At 33.3% G+C, this 23072-nt stretch carries 21 protein-coding genes; 9 read left to right on the plus strand and 12 right to left on the minus strand.

The window, feature by feature from the left end:
* Window positions 1–95: 95 nt before the first annotated feature.
* The 3 genes from EKN01_RS06665 to EKN01_RS06675 all read left to right on the plus strand — a co-directional run bounded on the left by EKN01_RS06665 (window position 96) and on the right by EKN01_RS06675 (window position 3857).
* On the plus strand, window positions 96–473 hold the full coding sequence (locus EKN01_RS06665) for a hypothetical protein (protein WP_129045513.1): 378 nt from the start codon (window positions 96–98) through the stop codon (window positions 471–473).
* 213 nt (window positions 474–686) lie between these two features.
* The gene (locus tag EKN01_RS06670; RefSeq protein ID WP_129045514.1) at window positions 687–2363 is read left to right on the plus strand and encodes a glycerol-3-phosphate dehydrogenase/oxidase; all 1677 of its coding nucleotides are present in this window, start codon (window positions 687–689) and stop codon (window positions 2361–2363) included.
* A gap of 72 nt (window positions 2364–2435) precedes the next feature.
* The gene (locus EKN01_RS06675; protein ID WP_129045516.1) at window positions 2436–3857 is read left to right on the plus strand and encodes an NAD-dependent succinate-semialdehyde dehydrogenase; all 1422 of its coding nucleotides are present in this window, start codon (window positions 2436–2438) and stop codon (window positions 3855–3857) included.
* Window positions 3858–3916: 59 nt separating this feature from the next.
* On the opposite strand, the gene dhaM is transcribed toward EKN01_RS06675, so the two are convergent.
* Genes dhaM through dhaK form a run of 3 tightly spaced genes read right to left on the minus strand, consistent with a single transcriptional unit; the run spans window position 3917 to window position 5890 of the window.
* On the minus strand, window positions 3917–4285 hold the full coding sequence (dhaM, locus tag EKN01_RS06680; RefSeq protein WP_099974078.1) for a dihydroxyacetone kinase phosphoryl donor subunit DhaM: 369 nt from the start codon (window positions 4283–4285) through the stop codon (window positions 3917–3919).
* Between the two features lie 15 nt (window positions 4286–4300).
* Complete coding sequence (dhaL, locus tag EKN01_RS06685) at window positions 4301–4882, minus strand: dihydroxyacetone kinase subunit DhaL (RefSeq protein ID WP_129045518.1); 582 nt, start codon at window positions 4880–4882, stop codon at window positions 4301–4303.
* Window positions 4883–4894: 12 nt separating this feature from the next.
* Window positions 4895–5890: a dihydroxyacetone kinase subunit DhaK gene (gene dhaK, locus EKN01_RS06690; RefSeq protein ID WP_129045520.1), complete on the minus strand. Its 996-nt coding sequence runs from the start codon at window positions 5888–5890 to the stop codon at window positions 4895–4897.
* A 97-nt stretch (window positions 5891–5987) separates the two neighbouring features.
* Here dhaK and EKN01_RS06695 point away from each other — a divergent pair, with 97 nt between their 5' ends.
* A complete protein-coding gene (locus EKN01_RS06695) occupies window positions 5988–7091 on the plus strand; it encodes a glycerol dehydrogenase (protein ID WP_129045521.1) in 1104 nt (367 codons plus the stop codon).
* Window positions 7092–7122: 31 nt separating this feature from the next.
* On the opposite strand, the gene EKN01_RS06700 is transcribed toward EKN01_RS06695, so the two are convergent.
* Both EKN01_RS06700 and EKN01_RS06705 read right to left on the minus strand, forming a co-directional pair.
* Window positions 7123–7536: a hypothetical protein gene (locus EKN01_RS06700; RefSeq protein ID WP_129045522.1), complete on the minus strand. Its 414-nt coding sequence runs from the start codon at window positions 7534–7536 to the stop codon at window positions 7123–7125.
* Between the two features lie 159 nt (window positions 7537–7695).
* A complete protein-coding gene (locus EKN01_RS06705; RefSeq protein ID WP_129045523.1) occupies window positions 7696–9090 on the minus strand; it encodes an amino acid permease in 1395 nt (464 codons plus the stop codon).
* A gap of 281 nt (window positions 9091–9371) precedes the next feature.
* Here EKN01_RS06705 and EKN01_RS06710 point away from each other — a divergent pair, with 281 nt between their 5' ends.
* Entirely contained in the window at window positions 9372–10190 is an 819-nt protein-coding gene (locus EKN01_RS06710; RefSeq protein WP_129045524.1) for an alpha/beta fold hydrolase, read from the plus strand.
* 82 nt (window positions 10191–10272) lie between these two features.
* Entirely contained in the window at window positions 10273–11517 is a 1245-nt protein-coding gene (locus EKN01_RS06715) for an MFS transporter (protein WP_129045525.1), read from the plus strand.
* An 11-nt stretch (window positions 11518–11528) separates the two neighbouring features.
* Here the strand turns inward: EKN01_RS06715 and EKN01_RS06720 are convergent, their stop codons facing one another.
* Complete coding sequence (locus EKN01_RS06720; RefSeq protein WP_129045526.1) at window positions 11529–13046, minus strand: sulfatase-like hydrolase/transferase; 1518 nt, start codon at window positions 13044–13046, stop codon at window positions 11529–11531.
* A gap of 136 nt (window positions 13047–13182) precedes the next feature.
* Between EKN01_RS06720 and EKN01_RS06725 the strand changes: the two genes are divergently transcribed.
* Complete coding sequence (locus EKN01_RS06725) at window positions 13183–13737, plus strand: cysteine hydrolase family protein (protein WP_129045527.1); 555 nt, start codon at window positions 13183–13185, stop codon at window positions 13735–13737.
* Window positions 13738–13776: 39 nt separating this feature from the next.
* Here EKN01_RS06725 and EKN01_RS06730 read toward each other — a convergent pair whose 3' ends face one another.
* The 5 genes from EKN01_RS06730 to EKN01_RS06750 form a co-directional block, all read right to left on the minus strand.
* Window positions 13777–14961 carry an NAD(P)/FAD-dependent oxidoreductase gene (locus EKN01_RS06730; RefSeq protein WP_129045528.1) on the minus strand — a complete coding sequence of 395 codons (1185 nt, stop codon included), beginning with the start codon at window positions 14959–14961 and terminating at the stop codon, window positions 13777–13779.
* A gap of 85 nt (window positions 14962–15046) precedes the next feature.
* Window positions 15047–16198, minus strand: a complete 1152-nt coding sequence (locus tag EKN01_RS06735; protein ID WP_129045529.1) for a cation:proton antiporter — start codon at window positions 16196–16198, stop codon at window positions 15047–15049.
* A gap of 2 nt (window positions 16199–16200) precedes the next feature.
* Window positions 16201–16797 carry a TetR/AcrR family transcriptional regulator gene (locus EKN01_RS06740; protein WP_129045530.1) on the minus strand — a complete coding sequence of 199 codons (597 nt, stop codon included), beginning with the start codon at window positions 16795–16797 and terminating at the stop codon, window positions 16201–16203.
* A 110-nt stretch (window positions 16798–16907) separates the two neighbouring features.
* Window positions 16908–17840 (minus strand): glycosyltransferase family 2 protein, encoded by a 933-nt coding sequence (locus tag EKN01_RS06745; protein WP_129045531.1) that lies wholly within the window; start codon window positions 17838–17840, stop codon window positions 16908–16910.
* Between the two features lie 43 nt (window positions 17841–17883).
* Window positions 17884–19788, minus strand: coding sequence for a coiled-coil domain-containing protein (locus tag EKN01_RS06750; protein WP_129045532.1), 1905 nt, complete (start codon window positions 19786–19788; stop codon window positions 17884–17886).
* Window positions 19789–19920: 132 nt separating this feature from the next.
* On the opposite strand from EKN01_RS06750, the gene EKN01_RS06755 reads away from it, so the two are divergent.
* Window positions 19921–21105, plus strand: coding sequence for an acetate/propionate family kinase (locus EKN01_RS06755; RefSeq protein ID WP_129045533.1), 1185 nt, complete (start codon window positions 19921–19923; stop codon window positions 21103–21105).
* On the opposite strand, the gene EKN01_RS06760 is transcribed toward EKN01_RS06755, so the two are convergent.
* Entirely contained in the window at window positions 21102–22016 is a 915-nt protein-coding gene (locus EKN01_RS06760) for a 1,4-dihydroxy-2-naphthoate polyprenyltransferase (RefSeq protein WP_129045534.1), read from the minus strand. The genes EKN01_RS06755 and EKN01_RS06760 overlap by 4 nt on opposite strands.
* 82 nt (window positions 22017–22098) lie before the next feature.
* Here EKN01_RS06760 and EKN01_RS06765 point away from each other — a divergent pair, with 82 nt between their 5' ends.
* Window positions 22099–23070, plus strand: coding sequence for a polyprenyl synthetase family protein (locus EKN01_RS06765; protein WP_129045535.1), 972 nt, complete (start codon window positions 22099–22101; stop codon window positions 23068–23070).
* The last annotated feature ends 2 nt before the right edge of the window (window positions 23071–23072 follow it).

A 23072-nucleotide genomic window follows, 5' to 3' on the forward strand; every position in this document is an offset into this window, starting at 1 on the left:
AATATAATTATACTGTATTTAGTTTAATAAAAAATAATTTGATATATCTTTTTTATATTTAATTGTATACTCTAGAGAAAAAAAGGAGATCACTTATGACTAATATTACAAGTTATGAAAATTTAAGATCGGTTTTTAACCCTCGAGTTTCAGAAAAGTTGCAGTTACCAGCTGAATACAACGAAGGACTATTTGTTGCTGTAGAGAATGATCCCATAACTATCAGTTTGGAAATTTCAGGAGATCAAGTTACTAAAATAATTATTCATTCTAAGTTAGATGAAACACCATTGTATGACGAAACATTTATGGGATTTGAAGGCGGAATGAACTGGTCTTCCATGAAATTCTTCAATGGTTATCAAAAGGCAATTAAAGAACATATTGATGTATTAGCTCAAGATCATGGAATTTCTGTAAATCATGAAGCAAAGAATGTAAATGACTTAACAGTTACAATTACTAAGGAATAAAAAATAATAATTTCACAAACTGGGAGAAGCTCCAAAGGGAGTTCTCTTTTTTAATATAAATGTTGAAAAATAAGGAAATTTTCTTAAAAATTGTGCATAAAAAAAATATTTTCAAAAAATTATCTATATTTGTTTGTGAAATTGAATTATTTCTGTTATAACTATATATGAAGCTACAAGAAAACGCTTACTAAAATTTGGAGGCAACATTAAATGGTTGAATTTAACAGTAAAACAAGACTTGCAGATCTTAAAAAAATGCAAGAAGAAGAATTAGATATTTTAGTTATCGGTGGGGGAATTACTGGTGCTGGTATCGTTTTAGATGCAAAGACTCGTGGTCTAAATGCTGGACTACTAGAAATGCGTGATTTTTCATCAGGTACTTCTAGTCGTTCAACAAAACTAGTCCATGGAGGACTACGTTATCTAGCACAATTTGCTATTAAGGAAGTTCATGAAGTTGGATCTGAACGTGCTATCGTTTATGAAAATGCACCTCATGTAACAACACCATTGAAAATGATGCTACCTTTCTACAAGGGTGGTACATATGGTCGTTACTCAACAGCTTTAGGTCTAGACGTTTATGATCGCTTGGCAATGGTTCGTAAGAGCGAACGTAAATTCATGCTAAATCCTACAGACTCATTGGAACGTGAACCATACTTGAAGAGCGAAGGATTACAAGGTACAGGTGTTTATGTTGAATACCGTACAGATGACTCACGTCTAGTTACAGAGGTTATCAAGAAAGCTCATGAAGATGGAGCACTTTTGGCTAACTACGCTAAAGTAACTAACATTACATATAATGACAAAGGTCAAGCAGACGGTGTTGAATTTGTTGATCAAATTACTGGTGAAACAGGAACAATTCATGCAAAACGTATTGTAAATGCTGCTGGTCCTTGGGTTGATGATATTCGTAAGATGGATGGTTCTGATGTTGGTAAACATCTACATCTAACAAAGGGTGTTCACTTGATTGTTGACCAATCTAAATTCCCAATTTCAAACTCAATCTTCTTTGATACACCATTCAATGACAAACGTATGATGTTTGCTATTCCTCGTGAAGGAAAAACATACTTCGGTACAACTGATACAACTTGGGAAGAAGATCCAAAAGAACCATCAGTTACAAAACAAGATGTTAACTACATCTTGAAAGCAGTAAATGGTATGTTCGATATTGAACCACTAACATTCGATGATGTTGAATCTGCATGGTCTGGTGTACGTCCACTTATCCAAGAAGAAGGTAAGGATCCTTCAGAAATTTCTCGTAAAGATGAAATTTTCCACTCAGATTCAGGACTATATTCAATTGCTGGTGGTAAATTGACAGGTTATCGTAAGATGGCTGAAAAAATTGTTAATAAAGTATTGAAAGATATTACAGAAAATTATCCTGGATACACATACAAGAAAGCAGCTACTGAAAAACTAGCTCTATCTGGTGGATATCCTAACGGTAGTGAAGAATTCTTAGCTTCAATTGATGGTTCTATTCAACGTGGTGTTGATAAAGGACTTACAGAAGAACAAGCAAGTAAGCTAGTTCATCGTTATGGAAGTAACATTGATGCTGTATATGAATATGTTGACGAAGCAAAATCAGCTGATACAAAACTAGATCCAGTTGATTATGCACAATTGCACTATGCAATGGACCAAGAACTTGCAATGCATCCAATTGATTATCTTCTACGTCGTAGTAGTCAAATGTTGTTTGATTTCGATCACATGAATTCAATTAAAGATGATATTATTGATGAAATGGCAAATTATTATGACTGGGACGATGCTACAAAAGCTCAATTGACTAAAGAAGTTCAAGATCAAATTGAAGTTCGTCAAGAATTTAAAGAAGGCGTTAAAGCTTAATTCTAATAAAAAAGCGACTAGCTAATTTAGCTAGTCGCTTTTTGTCTAAAATTGATACAACAGGAGAATGTCATGAAAGAACAAGACTATAAATATAAAACAATAAATCCTTACAACAATGAATTTGTAAAAGGATTTCCTAATACAACTGATGATGAAATAAAAGAAACCTTAGAAATAAGTGACAAACTATACCATGATTGGAAAAAGCAAGATATATCAGAGCGTGCAAAAATTTTAAAGAATATTGCTAAGGTATTCCGTGAAAATTCTGATGAGTTAGCTAAAATAGCTACTATTGATATGGGTAAACTTATCTCTGAATCAAAAGGTGAAGTAGAAGTCTGTGCTATGATCGCTGACTACTTTGCTGATAATGCAGAAGAGATGCTAAAACCTAAAAAAATCAACACTATTGCAACCGGAGAAGCTACTGTAGAAATGAATTCTACAGGGGTAATTATGGCCGTAGAACCATGGAATTTCCCATACTATCAAATTATGCGTGTGTTTGCTCCTAATTTCATGGTTGGTAATCCTATGATTTTGAAAGATGCGGCTAATATTCCTACGTCAGCACAAACATTCGAAGATATGGTTATTAAAGCTGGCGCTCCCAAAGGTAGTATAACTAACTTGTTTATAAGCTATGATCAAGTATCAGATATTATTGCTGATAAACGAGTTCAAGGTGTCGCCCTAACAGGATCAGAACGTGGTGGAAAATCAGTAGCACAAATTGCTGGTGCAAATATCAAAAAGAGTACGATGGAATTAGGTGGTATGGATGCATTTATCGTTTTAGGTGATGCCGATATGGAACAGGTTAATAAAACAGCTTTTGGAGCACGTTTGGCCAACGCTGGACAAGTTTGTGTATCTGCAAAAAGATTTATTGTGATGGACAATGTATATGATGAATTTCTAGAAAATCTGAAGGATAATTTCGAAAAAGTTATTCCTGGTGATCCACTAGATCCTAAGACAACACTTGCTCCTATGAATACCAAAAAGGCTAAAGATAAGCTTCAACAACAAGTAGATGAAGCTATATCTGCTGGAGCAAAAGTTTATTATGGTAACGAACCAATCGACTTGGAAGGACAATTTTTCCAACCAACTATCTTGACAGATATCGATAAAGAGAATCCTGCATATCACACTGAAATGTTTGGACCAGTAGCACATGTTTATAAGGTTCATTCAGAACAAGAAGCAATTGATTTGGCAAATGATTCTGACTTTGGTTTAGGAGGAATTGTCTTTGCTGGAGACGAAAACCATGGTGCTGAAGTCGCTTCACAACTTGAAACAGGTATGGTTTATGTAAATAGCTTTGTTGTAACGCTACCAGAATTACCATTTGGAGGAGTAAAGAATTCTGGATATGGTCGCGAAATGAGCGAATTAGGACTAAAAGCATTCGTAAATGAAAAACTAATTTTAAAAGCTCCAAAACCAGATTTTGAAAATTTGGCTGGTGGAATTGGATAAAACAAAAAACTATTCATCAATTATGATGAATAGTTTTTTGTTTATCAAGTGATAATTATCTATTTGATTTTAAGTGGAGCTAGTGATTCCTCTATACTTTCAATAGGTGATGATATTTGTGCCAAGGTCGCTGCAGTATAAGCACCTTCCACAAAAGCTACATCAAACTTTTCAATGTCTCTATCAGTAAATTCCATTAGCATTTCTAGATTCATTTTTGAACTTCCTAAATCATAAAAAGCTAAAATTTTATCACCAGTATTTTCGTCAATTGCTGCTTGAATTTTTTCAGGAGAAGAACCAATATCATTGTCTTCAGTCCCTCCAGCATAAGTAATAGATAAATCAGGCGCTGCCTCTTTTATTAGTTTTGTAACGCCTAAAGCAATTTCATTTACATGAGAAACTATAAGTATTCCGTACTTCATATATTTTTACACTTCCTATATTTGATTTAGTAGAGCTTTGAATAATAGCTCGCTAGATTTTGCTCCTGGATCAAGATGACCAACTGATTGTTCACCAAGATAGCTTGCACGTCCCTTAGTTGCTACTATGTCTTTTGTGTCATTTAAGGCTTTTTCAATTACTTCACTGTTTAGTTTATCATCTGATAAACCATCTGCTACTGGTTGCCATACATCAATCATGGTTTTCATTTTTACATCTGATTCACCACGTCTTTTAATTCCATCAGTACCGATTTGAATTAAATCTGCAAGTTCAATATTCTCTGATTTAACAGCTTTTGCCATGTCCATGAAGGCAGTTCCGTATAACGGTCCTGAAGCACCACCAACCTTATTTACTAGGCTCATAGCTGTTGTCATGTAAAGTTTAGCAACATCAGTTGCAGGTTTATTTTGTAGCGCCTCTTGCGCTGCTTTAACCCCTCGTTCCATGTTTGTTCCATGGTCACCGTCACCGATTGCGGTGTCTAGTTCATTAAGTAAATCTTTGTTTTCAATAATACTTTCAAAAAATTCGTTTAACCAGTTTTGAGCTTGTTCTAATTCTAATTTCATTTTTATATTCTCCTACCATCCGATTGTTGTAACAGGTTCATTTAAATAATTGATAAGTTGATCGTCAACTTTGGATATTGTTAAAGATAATCCTTGCATATCGATAGAAGTAACCAAATTACCAACTTTTGAATATTCAACGTTGAAGTTTTTATCTTTTAGAATATCTAGTACATCATTTGTAAAAATATATTGTTCCATTAATGGAGTTGCGCCCATACCGTTGATTAATACTGAATATTTAGCAGAAGTGTCATTTTCAAAGGAATCCATAATTTTGGAAGTAAGCTCTTCAGCAATTTCTTTAGAAGGACGTAATTTTTCAACAGAATATCCACGTTCATTATGTATACCTATTCCGAATTCAATTTCGTCATTTTGTAGCTCAAATCCTGGATGTCCGACAGCAGGTACAGTTGCTGCACTTAAAGCAATACCGATTGTATGAGTTTGATTAATTATCTTTTCCCCTAGAGCTTTTAGATCAGTTAAATTTAAACCTGATCTGGCTGCAGCTCCCAGAATTTTTTCAACAAGAACAGTTCCAGCCACACCACGTTTACCCTGTGTATATTCACTATTTTCAACTGAAATGTCATCGTCCACTATTATTTGTTCAACTTTGATATCATCAAAGTCTGCCATTTCTTTTGCCATATCAAAATTCATGACGTCACCGGAATAGTTTTTGACTATTAGTAGAACTCCTTCACCGTTATCGCTTGCTTTGATTGCTTCATATATCTGATCCGGTGTGGGAGAAGTAAATATTTCACCACAGACAGCTGCAGATAACATTCCGTCGCCAACAAATCCTGCGTGAAGTGGTTCGTGACCACTCCCACCACCAGAAACTAGACCAACAATTTTATTTTTTTTGAAATTTTTATCATTTCTAATAATTGCCTGAGTTCCGTCAATTTGTTTTATTAAATCAGGATATGCTTTTGTCATACCACTTACCATTTCTGGCACTATATCTTCAACTTTATTCATTATTTTTTTCATAGATATGCTCCTAGCGAGATTAAATTTTAGATCTAATATTTACAATATATTAATTTTAACATATAATGTAACCGTTATCAAAAAGGAGATGTATAAAATGGTCAGAATTTTTGCTAGTCCATCAAGATATATTCAGGGTAAGGATGTATTTCCTAACGCTAATATATATATTCAAGATCTTGGCGACAAGCCATTATTATTATGTGATAGTGTGGTTTGGGATATTATAGGTGATAAAGTATATAACAATTTAAAAGACAATGACTTTGATGTTGTTCATGTTGAATTTGGAGGCGAAGCATCTGATGAAGAAGCTTCACGTGTAGAAAAGATTGCAAAAGAAAATTCTTCTAACGTTATATTAGGGTTAGGTGGAGGAAAAACTGTTGATGATGCCAAAAAGGTTGCTTATGACCTTGGTTTAAAAGTTGTCAGCATGCCAACAACAGCCTCTACTGACGCCCCATGTTCAGCTTTGTCAGTTATGTACCATGAAGACGGAACATTCAAGGATTATTCATTCTATAAAAAGAATCCTGATTTGGTTTTGATCGATACTGCAGTTGTTGCAAATGCACCAGTAAGAACTTTAATAGCTGGTATTGGTGATGCAATGGCAACTAATGTTGAAGCATTAGATGTAGCACAGGGTCATAATCAATCAATGGTGCATGGTCAACAAACTTTAGCAGCAATGGCAATTGCTCAAACCTGCATGGATAATTTGTTTGCACATAGTAAACAAGCAATAAGTTCAGCCAAAGCAGGTGTTGCTAGTGAACCTCTAGAAACGATCGTAGAAGCTAACACACTACTGAGTGGACTAGGGTTTGAAAGTGCAGGATTAGCCGCTGCTCATGCCATATATGATGCCTTTACTGTATTAGATGGTGATATAGAAAAAATGATGCACGGTGAAAAAGTAGCATATGGAACATTGTGCGAATTGATGTTGGATAATGCACCAGAAGAAAAAATGAATAAGTTTATTGATTTTTATCAAAGTGTTGGATTGCCAACTACCTTGGAAGATTTGCATATTGCTGATGTTACCTCAGAAGATCTATTAAGAGTTGGTCAGCAAGCAACAATTCCAAGTGAGACTATTCATAACATGCCTTTTGAAGTTTCATCACAAGATGTTGCAGATTCTATAAGAGCCGTAAATGAATACGTTGTTTCTTATAATTTGAACAAATAAAAAAACCTACCATTTGGTAGGTTTTTTTGTTTTATTGTCCACTTACGTATGACACAAGTCCTTTGTTTACATGAATGACAATTCCTTCATCAACGAATCCAGCGTATTCTTTTGCGTTAGAAATTATACTTGTTGCAAGAACTGGTCCTACTGTAGGAATTAGAGATACAACAGCTGATGAAGCAACTGCGCCTGATCCAACGATTAGTTTTAAAGCACGACTACTAATGTAGATATCTGGTGAAAATGTTCCACGAGTAAATGTGATAGCAGTGATGTTAGTTGCATCAGCTGGAATACTTAGGACAACAGGGATATCAACTGTTTCTTGTGAACTTTCAACTGATACCCCATCATCAGTTGTGTCAGCCAAAGCTACCGCTGGAGTAGCTGTCACTGTTAGTAGTGTTGCTGCTGCTATTGTGCTAATAAGAAATTTTTTCATAATTTGAATCCCCCTCTTTGTTTATGCCAATAATATACCATTTTTTTTCATTCAGTGAAAGCGTTTTCTTAAAACCATATTAAATTTTATTTTCAAGCGAAAAAATGAAAAAAGAATCGCATTTTTTGCGATTCTTTTCTTTAATATAAAGATATAAGTCTATTTATAATTTTCAGGAGATTTCCCGGCTTTTCTGTAACCGTAGATAAAGTAAATAACTATACCAATTGCAAACCAAACTAATGAAGCAATCCATGATTGGATACTTACTTGAGTCATCAAGGCAACACATAAAATTGCTGACAATCCTGGAAGCCAAGGGTATAGGGGCATTTGAAAGCTACTCTTTGGAATATCATCACGTTTTCTTAGTTTAATTACACCTAAAGAAACAAAAGTAAATGAAACCAGAGTTCCAATATTAACCAAACTTGTCAATTCTTTAAGAGAGACAAAACCACCTAATAAAATAGCTAAAACAGTGATTGAATTTAGTGAAAGCATAGGAACTTTATTGTTAGGATTAATTTCACCGAATTTCTTAGGTATCAGATTATCACGCCCTAGAGCGTAGACTAATCTTGAACCACCATAGACGGTATTTAACATCATGGTGAACATACCAGCTAAAGCACCAATACTAATTATAAAACTAATGCGACCCATTCCCACAGCGTTTAGAGCATAAACAACTGGGTCAGCTACATTTAAATTTTTGTAATTAACCATACCGGTTAGAACAGTAGACATAATTAGGTACAGAACAGTACAGATAGCTAGTGAGTAGAGGATACCAGCTGGTATATTTTTTTGAGGATTTTTAACCTCAGGGGCTGATGAGGAAACAACATCAAATCCTAGATATGCAAAGAATACTAAGGCAGCTCCTTTAATCACACCAGCTCCTCCCATAGGGAAGTAGGGATGGTAATTTGTAGGTTTAATAAAAAATAATCCAATTATAATAAATATTGCAATAACTGCTAGTTTGACAAATACCATGAATGCATTGACACGTGCAGATGATTTTATTCCTCGACGTAGCAAGAAGTAAATAAATATTAAAACAATGACTGAGGGTAGATTTACAAAAGTTCCTTGGCCAGGATCAAAAGGACCTGTTAGTTCCTTAGGTATCTTGATACCAAAACCGTTGAATAAACTTACAAAGTAAGCTGAGAATCCAGAAGAAACAGCGGCAACACCAAGAACGTACTCTAGAACAAGTGACCAACCGACAATCCAGCCAGGAAATTCACCAAATATCAAACTTCCATATGAGTAAGTACTTCCGGCAACCGGAAAAGTTGATGATAATTCAGCAAAACATAAGGCAGCCAAGACACAGACAATCGCTGCTAAAATAAATGAAATCGTAATCGCAGGACCAGAGGTAGAATATGCAACGATACCAGGCAAAATAAAGATACCTGTACCAATAATTGATCCGATTCCCAAAGCAATAAGATTCCATTTAGTAAGTGTTTTTTCAAAATGAGCATCTGACAACATAAATTCTTTGATGCTAGCTTTTCTAAATAGCTTTTCTTTCATAAAACATCCCCCCCTATTTCTGAAAAGTTGTACCTTTTAGAGTACTAATAGTTTCAGCTGTAGTCAATGGTCTATCTACTTTTATAAATGAAATGAAACATAAATATTAATGTCTATATAAAAATATAATAAGGTTTTGTAATATTTTGTGAAGCTTTTGTGAATATGCTAGAACTTATCAGCTATAAGGGTTAACATATTGTGTAAGGTAATTGAATAGCCAATTTTGTCTAAAAATAATATAATAAAAAATAAAGATAAAGCTAAGTAGAGGTATCATCGTGGAAAAACTTGTAGAAACATCTAGAGGAACAGTTAACATAAAAGTTACTGGTAATTTGGATGATGATAAGAGAGTAATCGTGTTAGTTCCTGGAGTTTTAGGATCAACAGAATACTACGAGTCAATTACACCACTATTATCAGATAAGTACATTGTTGTTACTGCAGATTTATTAGGACAAGGTAAATCTAGCCAATCAAACGACAAAGAATATGATATAGATATGGAAGCATGGGCTATTCTTGAGGCATTAGCAATGGTTCCTATCACATCACAATTAGTTCTATTTGGTTATGGTATCAGTGGTCTGGTAGTAGCTAATATGGCTGAATTAAGAGGCATAAGTGTAGATAAAATCATCCTTATGAATACACCAGCTAATGCAAAACACGCAGAGATAAGCTCATCAAGACGAGTATCATTGTTTAGCAAGGGCGTAAAATCACATAGCTACTTTGCGAAGAATTTTGATGAGTCAAAATTAACTAATCCTAAACTTATTGAAGAAGCCGCATCACAAACAGACCGTCGTGATGTAAAGAAACTAGACAAGATGGGAGTAGATTATCTTGAAAAGAAAGCACTCAACCGTCGACTAAGAGAAATCTATCTTCCAACATTGGCAATATTCTCTGATGAAGATCAAATTCTTGGAGAAGAGGGTGTAGCTGATTCTAAGGCTTCAATAGGTCGAGTACCTAAGCTTAAGATTGTTGATATCAAAGGTGTAGGACATGCTGCATTCTTAGAAAAACCTGAAGAAATTGCAGACATTATAAAGAAATTTGATGAAGAAACAAAAGATGATAATAAATAAAAACAGTCAATTTTATATTGGCTGTTTTTTTTGTTGATCACATCTAATATAATTTAAGCATTATGTTAGATGTGGGGTAGATATGCCTATGAATAATTGGAAAAAGAATATTTCTTTATTCTTAATAGGTCAATTTCTTTCTGGGGTTACTAGTATGATAGTTCAGTATGCAATCATATGGTATCTGACAAAGGAAACTGGCTCAGCAACCGTGTTAAGTTTTGCAACTTTATTGGGGATGTTACCAATGGTATTTTTAAGTCCATTTATAGGTCCATTTGTGGATAGATTGAACAAAAAAATGCTATTAATTGTTCCTGATTTAGTGGCTGCATTATTTGCAGTTATACTTTCGATTTCAGCTGTCATATATCACACTTTTCCATTGTGGTTAGTTTTTGTTTCATTATTGGTTAGATCAATTGCGCAAACTTTCCAAATGCCAACAATTCAATCGATCCTACCAACAATGGTTCCTGATGAACAATTGACCAAGACAAATGGTCAACTAGGAATGGTTCAATCGGCCAATATGATTATTGCACCAGCATTAGGTGCCTTTCTATTTTCAATCGTTCCTATATCAATGTTGATTTTATTAGACGTTTTGGGAGCTGCCGTAGGAGTTACCTTATTGATGTTCGTTGATATCGTTGAAAATCCTAAGTATGATGAAAAAATTCATATTTTAGATGATACAAAATTTGGATTAAAAAAACTTACAGAGAAAAAAGGCCTATGGTATTTGACTTTAATTGGTTCGATTTTTGTATTACTATTTATGCCTGCTGCCAGTTTGTATCCTTTGATGACTATGTCTTATTTCAAGGGAAATGTTAGTCAAGCCGGCATAGTAGAGGTTATTTATTCTGTAGGAATGCTTGCAGGAGGAACCTTTATTGGGGTCTTTGGTAATTGGAGTGACCGCATGAAACCAATCATATTATCATGTTTTGTTATGGGATTATCAATAGGTTTTAGTGGCTTATTACCAGGAAATCAGAGAGGATTTGCTGCATTTGTAATATTAAATTTAATTGCTGGTTTAGCAACACCTTTCTTTAATACATTGGTTATGGCGATGATCCAACAAAGTTATCCACCGCAACAGCTCGGAAAGATATTAGGTATTTTTAACTCTTTACTAAGTATCACCGGACCAGTTGGTTTGATATTTGCTGGACCTTTAGCTGATAAAATAGGTGTCGAAAAACTATTTATAATTGCTGGTATAGGGGCATTTATCTGTGGAATATTAATTCTACTTATACCAATAGTCAGGAATTATGATAAACAATTGGAAAAAGAAAAAGCAAACTCTATATAGAGTTTGCTTTTTTATTTACCTTCAATAAATTTTGTATCATAAAAACTAGATTTTGTTGATAGACCTGTATTTACTTTATCAAAGCCATCTTGTTCGATTAAAGTTTTACGATCTGACAATAGATTAGTACCCATACCTAGTCTATTTCCGTTAATTTTAACACCTAGAGATGCTAATGTTGTTGGAAACATATCCATAGTACTAAACTGACGATCTTTTGTTTTCACATTTTTAGTTTGATCACTTGGTGCATTCAAAATCATATTAAATGTGTGACGGTTCGTTACTCCTTTGTAGTAAGAAGTATCCATTCCTAAATGGTCACCATCAACGATGATCGTAGTGTTTTCATACCAAGGTTGCGTTTGAGCCCATTTGATAAATTCTGCAATCTGATAATCAGAGTAGGCAATAACTTGAGAGTATTTATCTCCATATTTACTGTAACTACTTGGCATCGATTTCTCTTTGTAGCCACCAATGTGATGAGTATTAACGGTTAACATAGTTAAGTTAAAGGGCTTATTTTGTTGACTCAAGTAATTAAGATCTACTTTTGCATAGTCGAATAACTTACTATCTTCATATCCCCACCAAACTTTGTAATTGTTAGGGATCCTGTTAGTTTTTTTGGCATTTTTGTAATCATCTATAAAGACATCGCCATGTTGGCTGAAGTAATTTCTTCTTCCACCAAATGTTGCATCAGAACCTAGCAAAAATGTTTGATTATAACCATTTTTGGCTAAAATATCGTTTATTGAAGTTATGCCAGGTAAGAATTTGTCGTCTTGGCCATTCGCATATGAACCCTTTGTCTTTAATCCACTGGGAACTTTTAGTGGCATACCACTTGTTTGAGCCACCATACCTGCAATTGTGTATCCTGTACCTTCAAGTTGTTGAGCTCCACCAAATTCCTTATCACTATCAGAAAAATGAATTCCCTGATTAGCTAGTTTAGTAAGATTAGGAAGCATGTTTTGGCTATCTTGTCCGCCCATACTCTTGGAAGTTGCAGTAGATTCTAAAGATTCACCATAAATATAGATTAGATTTCTTTTTTTCTTAGGGAAAGTCAAAAGACTCTCTTTAGGTTCAACGTAGTTTCTTTGAATATAGTTTGAATCAGATGTTAGATATTTGTAGAAAGCCACAGCTTTGATGTTATATGCAGCAACCGATGTCGTTAAGACAAAAACAAGTAGACTTGAGATAAATGCCCTTTTTCCAAATCTTGAATTCGTGTTTTTTTCCATCGGAAGATAAAATATTGCTACCAAAACTACTAGTAATAATATCCCAATAAATAATGGACCGGTGATAAAACTATTGATAAAAGTACTATCGGCACCCTCCATGGGTTGAGTCAGATTGTAAATGATTTGTTCTGGACTAAGGTTGTTGAAGTTGCTGTTAGCCCAAATACTAGCCAGTAATAAAAAAATTCCGAGCGCTACAAAAAAAGCACTCAAAATACTTATAAACAAGTATTTTTTGTTTACTTTACCCCGATTAAATTTGTTCATAAAAATACCCCAATAATTTAAATAATTGCTATCAACAATACTCTAAAAATAATTTAATATCAAGTTGTTATAATGTAAGAAATCAAGAATAATATTGTATATTAAGAGATAAAATTAGTAGGGTGAGGTAATAGTTATGGACAAAAATAAGGCACTATTAATAATTGATTATACAAATGACTTTGTCGCTGATGACGGTGCTCTAACTTGTGGAGAACCAGGTCAGAAAATCGAAAACAAAATTATTAGTTTGGCAGACGAATTTTATCAAAATGGAAATTTCGTATATTTACCAACAGATACTCATATTAAAGATGATAAGTTTCATCCTGAGAAAAAATTATTCCCCACTCACAATGTAAAGGGAACAAAAGGACACGAATTATATGGCAAATTAAAGACTTGGTATGATAGTAATTCAAATAGCGAATTAGTTAATCAATTTGATAAAACGAGATATTCATCATTTGCAGGAACTGATCTAGATTTAAGATTGCGTGAGAGGGAAGTCACAGATTTGTATTTAACTGGAGTTTGCACGGATATATGCGTACTTCATACAGCAATAGATGCATACAACTTGGGATACTCGATAAACGTCTATAAAGAAGCTGTGGCATCGTTTAGTCAAACAGGACACGTATTTGCCTTAGAACATTTTAAAAATGTCTTAGGAGCGGATATATTGTAAATAAAAAAAGAACCCAACTAGGGGTTCTTTTTTTATTTATTATAAAGTTCCTTTACGGAATGTTGTTTTAAGACCGGCAACTTCAAAAATACCAACATCAGCTGACATGTGTTTCATAAATGAGGCAATGTGACCGCGGAATTTCATCTTGTTAGGTAGTTCAGCTATACCATGGTTTTGACCAAGTGAAGCAACAGTACCTTTTGATTTGTAATCAAATTTAACTAGCGGCTTGTCATTAATTGCATTAGCAATGTTTTGTGCTGTAATAGTACCTTGAGCGGTAGCTAATTGACCTGTTGTAGGTAATGGACGATCTTGTCCTTCAGGAATCATTGCTGAGTCATCACCGATGAAGAATGCTTCGGGGTGATCTTCTAGATTAAGATAGCTAGTTGTCATCACACGATTTCTACGTGCATCAAATCCTGAATCCTTGATAACATCACTACCACTAACTCCGACAGTCCAAACAATTGAGTTGGCTTTGACTTCTTTAGTATCATCGCCCATTTGATATTCAACAGAACCCTTATTGATTTTCTTGATATCGGCACCTGTAATAATATTGATACCATGATTTGTAAGATAGTTAACAGCATACTTAGCAAGTTCACTATCAAACATAGGTAGGATACTTGTGGCTTTTTCTAAACAAGTAACAGTTATATCAGGGACATTATATTTTGCTTTAAGAACTTGTGTAGAATCTACCAATTCACCAAGCATTTCGATACCTGTAAAACCAGCACCACAAACAACGATGCTCAAATCTGCGGGATCATTTGATGTTTTGTAGTTAGAGATATTTTTTTCAATTGTATCGTAAATTTTTTCAGCAGTTTTTACACTCTCAAGGATAAGAGCATTTTCACTTGCTCCCTCAAGACCGAAATCTTCAGATCTGAAGCCAAGAGCGACTACTACGTAATCGTAAGTCATGTCGTCGTGATCAGAGAAAGAAACTTTTTTGTTATCAACATCAATATTTGAAACAGTAGCTTTGATGAAGTTAACCTTTGATGGTATAACATCAGTTATTTTGAAAGAAATTGCATCTGCTTTTCTTGTTCCAGCAGCTATTGTATGCAATCCTGTTTTTTCAACGTGAAGTTCTGAGTCATTTACTAAATCAATTTTTGTATCACTTGATGCGTGTTTAGCTAATTCGCGCGCTGTACGTAAACCACCGTAACCAGCACCTAAGATTAAAATGTGAGCCATAATTATTATCTTCCTCCAAGTATGATTAATTAAATATTTTCGTTATTATTCATTATATATCTTTGTTTTCACAAATGGTATTGATTTACTCGATAACATCTCTAGAAATTGAGTTTTTTAAGAAAAATGGTGATAAAACAGTAATTAGGATGATACTTATAATAATTGCTGAGTAATATTCTTCTGATAAAAGACGTACTTCAAAGCCAATTTGTGCAATAATTAATGCCATTTCTCCACGGGAAATCATACCAGATCCAATGATATATGATTCTTTGTTACTGAATCCAGATATCCTTGCACCCAAACCTGCTCCAAATAATTTTCCAACTATTCCAACGACAGTTAAGCTGACTATTAGCCAGAAATCTTTTAAGAAGTTTGAAAAATCGAGTGAGAGACCAATACTTACAAAGAAAATTGGAATAAATATTGAATATCCAATTTTTTCAATATTATCTCCAATTTCATTGTCGTATTGATCAGATGCGGAAACAATTATTCCTGCAGCAAATGCACCTAGAACAGCGTCCAAATGAACAGCATCTGCGAAGACCGCAAATATAAAACATATTATTAGAACTACAACTGTAGGTGCCTGAGGAGCATCGAGATATTTAACTAAGTTAAGTATTTCAGGAATAATCCATTTGTAACTGGCAATAGTTACCACAACAAACACTATCCATAGGCAAACTAATAGTGCCAAACTTTGCCAAGAAAAATCACCTGTTAATGTACCCGACATAATGCTTAAAATTGAGATTGCCAATATATCGTCAACAACAGCCGCACCAAGAATAACAGTCCCTGATTTACTTTGTAAATAATTCAATCCCTTTAAAACTTCGACAGAGATTGAGACGGAAGTCGCAGCAAATATAACCGCAATAAACGTACTCTCACGTAATTCAATGCCAAAGGCAATAGAAGTTACAAAGGTTAATATCATTGGTATAACAACACCAAAGACTGCAACGTTAAAACTTGGTGCAAAGTGTTTCCTTAGTAGTTTGAAGTCACTCTCTAAACCAGCAATGAACATTAATAAAATTACGCCAATTTCTGCGAATAATTCTAAAGAATGTGTCGGTTTTACAATATCTAGTACTCCTTTACCAAGGATAACACCTAAGAGAAGTTGTCCAATAACACTGGGTATATTGATTCGATTGAATACAGTACTAACTACAATGCTTAAAAAAAGGATTAGCGTCAGTATTTTTATAAATTCCATATCTACTCCTCATTTTTTATTTTTACTCCATTTATGAAGATTTCAACCATAGTTTTTAAGTTAGCTATGTTATGTCGTCTGCTTTCTTCATCGTACTCTATATATGGTAACAACATTGTTAAATAAGTTCCAACTTGAACTGGCAAAGCAATGTCTTTTCTGAGAACTTCTTTGTTAGATTGGAATATATTATATAGAACCTTATAGTATCCGCCGCCCCAGTTTTGGCTGATGTTTTTCTTTTCTTCATCAGTAAAAAAAGTTTCAATATCATGGCGCATTAAGAAATAGTTTATTTTAAAGTTTTCAATCATGAATGTTGAAATTTTTAGAAGCAATTCACTGAAGGGGTCATCTTTGTTTTCGTTGTAGTATTTTAATAAGTTATTACCAAATTCACCCATGGAAAAATCTATGGATTCAGCGTATAAAACTTTCTTATTTTTAAAATAATGATACATATTAGGTTGAGTAATACCTAATTCTTGGGCTATTTGCCTAGTAGAAGTTGCCTGAAATCCCTTGGTGAAGAAACTTTCGGTAGCTACTTCTAAAATGTTATTTTTTGTCTTTTCGGCTTGTAATTCACGAGAATTCAAAATAAAATCTCCCCTCTTATCTAGGTATTATTATAACTTATTGAAAAACAAATAGTATAATTATCAGCTGATAAATAAAAACCTCTTTACTTTAATTTAAAGTAAAGAGGTTATTTTTTTTCTTTAACGATGTAGATAGGGCGTTTTTTAACTTCTAGGAATATTTTACCGATGTATTCACCTAGAATACCGATACATATTAGCTGAATACCACCAACTAAAAGAATTATCGAAACAATCGAAGACCAACCATCCACACTGCTCATAGGATAGATTAACTTTCTAACAACAATAGCAATCATAGCTACAATTGATATCAAAGAGAAGATGGATCCTAGCCATGTTGCTAGAGATAGAGGTCTTTCTGTGAAGTCAATAATTCCAGAAATAGCATATTTAGTTAGTTTCCAAAAATTCCAACTTGTTGATCCAGCAGACCTTTCACGATTGTTGTAAGGGATGTATTTTGTGTTGAAACCAACCCAACTGAAAATTCCCTTAGAAAAACGATTATATTCTGTCATTGATAATACTGCATTAACCATTTGTCTGGTCATTAGACGATAGTCACGAGCGCCAGGGATTATTTTAGTTTGAGACATTTTGTTGATCAAACCATAAAATGCATTTGAACAGACAGATATAATTACATTTTCTCCCTTTCGGTCCATTCTAGCTGTACCAACACAATCGTATTCATGCTCTTCCAAAATATCGAACATTTCTGGCAAGGTTTCAGGAGGATCCTGAAGATCAACATCCATTACAGCAACGTAATCACCAGTTGCTTCTTTTAGACCAGCATATATTGCAGCTTCTTTACCAAAATTTCTTGAAAAAGATACAAAATGAACATCTTCTGGATGTTCATTTTGTAGTTCTCTTAAGATAGGGTAGGTGCGATCCTTCGATCCATCATCTATGAACCAATATTCAATTTTGAATTTATCAATAGTGCTCATCAATTTTGTCATTGTATCGTAGTAAATTTGAATTGTTTCTTCTTCGTTAAAACAAGGGACAATTATTGATATTTTCTTCATATTTTTCCTCAAATATAAAAATACTCCATAACAGAGTGCTTATTTAAATTATTTCTAGTTTATCAGGTAACAGATCACTATTATTTAGATTTTCTTCAATCAAACTAACTGTTATATCGTGCTTGATACTTTGCTCGATTTTCTTCAAATCAGTAGTGTTTTCAACAAGTATATCAGTTATATACTTTTTATCATTAAGTAATTTATTTAAGACACCAATATCATCATTTACATTTTTAACGATAACAATAATATTCTCATTATTTAGTTGGAAATTACTATTAATAACTTCAAACATTAGATCACCAAATGTTGTTACAAATGTAGTGTCTTCGATGAATTCCACAGTTTCTAGCCACCAAGCTATAAGGCTTTCTTTGTTTTCAAATGCTTCTTTAACTTCATCATTTCCATCAAAAACTTGGAATAGTGAAATATTTCCATCGTTATAAATTTCAGCTAAGGCTTTTTGACCATCCATTTTGTAATAATTTTGTTCTTTGATTTTTCCATTATTATAGATGATTTCTGAAGATAAAATGCCTGCCATATTATATAAACTAGTCTTAATTAGAGTGTTTTCACGGAATTCTTTCAATTCTTGAATAATGCCGTTTTTGTATGTAGCTTCCATGATTAAGCTATTTGTAGCATCATAAACAAGCTCACGATTGTCTTCTGTTGTAACTGTCCAATCGTCATGAACTTCTAAAATAAAGTTTTTGGCTGCTACTACGTCAACACTCTGTAAATCTGCGTACATGTTAAGAATTATAGGCTTGGGTAGATTTGAATTATCCATGCTTTGGCTAATTTTCTCAACAATATGTCTATTATAGCTTGTTGTTACTGAAACAGCAGATTTATTTGTCTGACCTTCAATAAATTTGATAGTTCTGATATGTTGATCAAAATCATCTTTTTCAGAAATAGAATCAGCAAAAAGGAAGTAATTTTTACTTGAATTAATATCTATATCTCTAATTAGATGTCTAGTGTTAAATGTATCTTTAATATATTCAGCGACCGTATCAATTTTAGAGTCAACTTTTTCAATTTCACTAGAAATTTTTTCGGTTTCCTTTTCTAAATTGCTGATATTACCCTGATAGTGGGCAATATCTGAAGCACGAGAGGCTTTATTTTTTTCAAAATTGTTTTGCATAATGGTAACTTTGTTTTCCAAGTCACCAACATTTTTAGCTTGGGCAGTAAGTTCTTTAGAAACTTCTTCCAAATTTTGATTAAGTTGTGTTAGATTTTTTGATTTTTCATCAATCGATTTTTGTATATCTTTTCTAGCTTTATAAATAGTATCGATAGAATTTTTCTGTTCTTCCATTAATTCCATCAATTTTTGTAAGTTTGCTTCTTCTTTAATTGAAGAAGAGAGATTCAATTCGTCTTGTTGATTTTGAGCTAAATTTTGATGTAGTTCAGAAAGTTCTACTTCAGCTTTCGAGATTGCAATTGATGCTTCATGTTGTTGGTCTTTTAGTTCAAATAGCCTTGCAGCAGCGTATTCTTGATTTTTCTTTTCAAGATCAATTTTTTCTTGATGTTCTTCTTCACTGTAATTTTCTAATTCATCTAGATATTCTTGATCTTTCTTGGTATCTTTTTTTAAACGTTTTAGGTAACTTTCAAAAGTTTCTTTTTGTTCTACAAGTTTATCGTACTCACTAAATAAATTACTCTTTAAATCTTTCTTTAGGGAACTGTATTCTTGAGCAAGAGATCCCATTTTTTGAGTAATATTCATACGTTGTTCTTCAAGTGTAGAACCAGCAATTTTTTCTGGCTCAGCTTCTTGAGTTGTGTCATTTTTAACTTCGTTATCAGTTGTTTTGGCAGTAACATCTGAGTTAGTTGCTGTCTCTTTTTCTTTTGTAGGAGAAGTTTCCTCATCCTCTAAATCATAATTTAGAAAGCGATTAAATAATTTCACTAATAATTCCTCCAACAAACGTTTATAATAGTTACTAAAGAGTAGCATTTTTTTAAAATAGTGTCAAAATCATGTTGACATATCAATGTTTTAATGAATTGCTATAGATTAAGTAAAGGGAGAAGTTCAGATATGAAAGTAATGGTTATTAATGCAGGTAGCTCAACATTAAAATGGAAATTGTTTGCTATGCCTGAAAAGGAAGTTCAAGCATCGGGTATGATTGATCGTATGGGCTTTGAAACTTCAACTTTTAGTTTCAAATATAATGGCAAAAAAGTTACTCACGAAGAAAAAATTGAGTCAAATAAAGCTGCTATTCAATCAATTCTTGATGATTTGATTGAAGTTGGTTTAATTAAAAAATATGATGATATTTCTGCCTTTGGTCACCGTGTTGTTGCCGGTGGTGAAGACTTTAAGAAATCTACAGTTATTACTAAAGATAACATTGATCGAGTTTTTGAACTCGCTGAATATGCACCTTTGCATAACAAAGGTGAAGCAACATTTATTCAATTGTTCGAAGAACTTGTACCAAGTGCTACACAAGTAGCGGTCTTCGATACATCATACTTTACTGATATTCCAGAAGTTAACTACTTGTACAGTTTAAAATATGAATACTATGAAAAATATAAGATTCGTAGATATGGTGCACACGGAACTAGCCACCGTTATATAACAAGAAGATTGAATGAAATCCTTGGTGGACTAGAAGACAAGAATGTCATTATTTTACATTTAGGAAGTGGTGCTTCTATAAGTGCAATCCAAAATGGAAAACCAGTTGATATTTCAATGGGATTCACCCCATTAGCAGGAATTACTATGAGTAGTAGAACTGGTGATATTGATGCGTCAATTATTCCTTACCTAATGGAAAAATTGAATATAACTGATGTAAATGAGATAATCACTAAGTTCAATAAAGAGTCTGGTTTGTTAGGGATTTCAGGTATATCACCAGATATGCGTGATATTCGTGAACAAGAAGACACTAACCCTCGAGCTAAATTAGCAATCGATGTTTATGTAAATAGAATTGTTAAATATATTGGTTCATACGCTGCAGAAATGGGCGGATTAGACGCAATTGCATTTACCGCAGGTGTTGGAGAAAATTCACCAGAAACTCGTGGAAAGATTTTAGATAATCTACAACTTTTCGGAATTAAAGAAGATCATGATCTTAATTATGGTGAAGGAGACAACCGATTAATTACAACAGATGATTCTAAAGTTGCTGCATACGTAATTCCAACAGATGAAGAATTAATGATTGCTCATGATACATATACAATCGTTAATGGTTAAAAATTAAATATAACGCCTAAAAAGAAGGTCAAAACTTGTACTAGAGTTATTAAAAATAAACTCTTAATTGCAAGTGGAAAGGTCTTCTTTTTTATTGGATTTTTATTAAATTGCAGAGTGTTTTTAAAAACTATTGGTGTGATTAATAATGTTAGAAGCATCATTTTTGGAAGAAGTCCTAGTATCACAGAACAAATAAGCGCAATAAATCCTATTACGTAAAATGAGCTAAACATAAATTTGGCATTGTTTACACCTAAATAGTAAACAATCGTTTTTCTACCTAATTCAACATCTTCTTCTGCATCAGCGATATTGTTTGCCAAAAGAAGGTTGGAAATGGCAAAAACTGTCAATAGTGATGAAAGTAGAACATCTCCATAAAATTTACTGTTGAAGGTGATTGTACCAACATTATAAACATTGATATATATGGCAATTAGGTAGATAACAAATCCCATTGTTATACCTGAGAAAAATTCTCCAAAAGGTCCACGATTGATTGGGAAAGGTCCACCTGCATAGAAAAATCCGACGGCAAACGAAAATAAACCTAGATAAAGTATAATTAATCCAACTTTATATACTATAAAAAGGCCCAGGATTGCTGCTGTTGCAGTAAAAATGAAGTCGATCCATCCTACTAGGTGAATATTTAAATTGTTTTTTCCAATGACGTTAGTATTCTTTTGAAAATCTTTTGCATGGCTTGCATTCTTGTAATCAAAATAATTATCATTAATATCTACCGCCATGTTGAATAATAGCATGGCAATAAAGAAAATAAATAAGTATAATAGATTTAATGAATGCCAATGGTAATAGGAATATAATGTTCCCATTATAAATGGAAAAATACTGGCTGTTTTTGCTTTAATTTCGACAAGTTCGAAAAATACAGATGGTTTCAATTAACTCAGTCCTTTTTGTTTGATAAACTATATTATATTATTTTAAAACTGTATATGTACAGTCGTTTAGTGGGGAATTTAAATGGCAAATGAAATTTGGAAAGATTATCCAAAAATTGCGGAAAAATTAGATAACACAACTTCATATATTCATAATCAAATAAGAATTTCTAATCCTGAAATTACAAAGATGATTATAGATTTAACTTCTGGTGGAAAGATGCTCCGTCCAGCATTCTTTATGCTGTTCACAAATTTTGGACCTGAAAAAGTATCTAACGAGCAGTTAGTACCTTTGTCTGCATCATTTGAGCTATTGCATGTTGCCACATTAATTCATGATGATGTCATTGATGATTCGCCAGTTCGTCGTAGTCGACCAACTATTCACACTAGATATGGTAAGCGTAACGCTATATATGCAGGTGACTACTTATTTACCTTGTACTTTGAGAGTATTTCTAAATACTTACCTTCAAAGCTAGATATTCTTAGTAATTCTCTTAGTATGAAGAAAATTCTAATTGGTGAACTAGACCAACTACTAATTAATAATAACATTAATGCAACACCTAAAATGTATTTCAAAGAAGTTGCCGGTAAAACTGCCGAATTATTTAGTTTGAGTACCAAGATGGGTGCGGTTGTATCTGGCGGTGATGATAAATTGGTTAATTTATCTAAAAATATTGGACATGATATAGGAATGGCATTTCAAGTTATAGATGATGTTTTAGATTTTGGAGATGAAAGTAGCACAGGAAAGCCAAACTACGAAGATCTGCGTAATGGTGTTTATTCTTTACCTTATATAATTGGATTTAATGAAAAGAATCAGAAATTAATAGAATTATTATCCAATGAAAGTCTGACGGAAGAGCAAATTAATCAGGCAGCCAAGATAGTAGTTGAAAGTGGATATTTGAACAAAGCTAAGGATATTGCTAAGACTTTCACTTCACATGCTGAAAGACGTATCAAAAAATTACCGAGATCTAGTTATCGTAAACAATTAGAAAAAATAGTAAAAAAATTATTAGATCGAATAGATTAAAA

It is taken from the genome of Companilactobacillus metriopterae, assembly GCF_004117915.1.
GTDB classification, from domain to species: domain Bacteria; phylum Bacillota; class Bacilli; order Lactobacillales; family Lactobacillaceae; genus Companilactobacillus; species Companilactobacillus metriopterae.

Excerpts from the sequence above, each read along its gene's own strand:
- EKN01_RS06755 (WP_129045533.1), top strand. The coding sequence starts at position 19,921 with ATGAAAGTAATGGTTATTAATGCAGGTAGCTCAACATTAAAATGGAAA.
- EKN01_RS06700 (WP_129045522.1), bottom strand. The coding sequence starts at position 7,536 with ATGAAAAAATTTCTTATTAGCACAATAGCAGCAGCAACACTACTAACA.
- EKN01_RS06705 (WP_129045523.1), bottom strand. The coding sequence starts at position 9,090 with ATGAAAGAAAAGCTATTTAGAAAAGCTAGCATCAAAGAATTTATGTTG.
- EKN01_RS06730 (WP_129045528.1), bottom strand. The coding sequence starts at position 14,961 with ATGGCTCACATTTTAATCTTAGGTGCTGGTTACGGTGGTTTACGTACA.
- EKN01_RS06670 (WP_129045514.1), top strand. The coding sequence starts at position 687 with ATGGTTGAATTTAACAGTAAAACAAGACTTGCAGATCTTAAAAAAATG.
- EKN01_RS06665 (WP_129045513.1), top strand. The coding sequence starts at position 96 with ATGACTAATATTACAAGTTATGAAAATTTAAGATCGGTTTTTAACCCT.
- EKN01_RS06675 (WP_129045516.1), top strand. The coding sequence starts at position 2,436 with ATGAAAGAACAAGACTATAAATATAAAACAATAAATCCTTACAACAAT.
- dhaK (WP_129045520.1), bottom strand. The coding sequence starts at position 5,890 with ATGAAAAAAATAATGAATAAAGTTGAAGATATAGTGCCAGAAATGGTA.
- EKN01_RS06745 (WP_129045531.1), bottom strand. The coding sequence starts at position 17,840 with ATGAAGAAAATATCAATAATTGTCCCTTGTTTTAACGAAGAAGAAACA.
- EKN01_RS06695 (WP_129045521.1), top strand. The coding sequence starts at position 5,988 with ATGGTCAGAATTTTTGCTAGTCCATCAAGATATATTCAGGGTAAGGAT.
- EKN01_RS06725 (WP_129045527.1), top strand. The coding sequence starts at position 13,183 with ATGGACAAAAATAAGGCACTATTAATAATTGATTATACAAATGACTTT.
- EKN01_RS06715 (WP_129045525.1), top strand. The coding sequence starts at position 10,273 with ATGCCTATGAATAATTGGAAAAAGAATATTTCTTTATTCTTAATAGGT.
- EKN01_RS06765 (WP_129045535.1), top strand. The coding sequence starts at position 22,099 with ATGGCAAATGAAATTTGGAAAGATTATCCAAAAATTGCGGAAAAATTA.
- dhaM (WP_099974078.1), bottom strand. The coding sequence starts at position 4,285 with ATGAAGTACGGAATACTTATAGTTTCTCATGTAAATGAAATTGCTTTA.
- EKN01_RS06735 (WP_129045529.1), bottom strand. The coding sequence starts at position 16,198 with ATGGAATTTATAAAAATACTGACGCTAATCCTTTTTTTAAGCATTGTA.
- dhaL (WP_129045518.1), bottom strand. The coding sequence starts at position 4,882 with ATGAAATTAGAATTAGAACAAGCTCAAAACTGGTTAAACGAATTTTTT.
- EKN01_RS06720 (WP_129045526.1), bottom strand. The coding sequence starts at position 13,046 with ATGAACAAATTTAATCGGGGTAAAGTAAACAAAAAATACTTGTTTATA.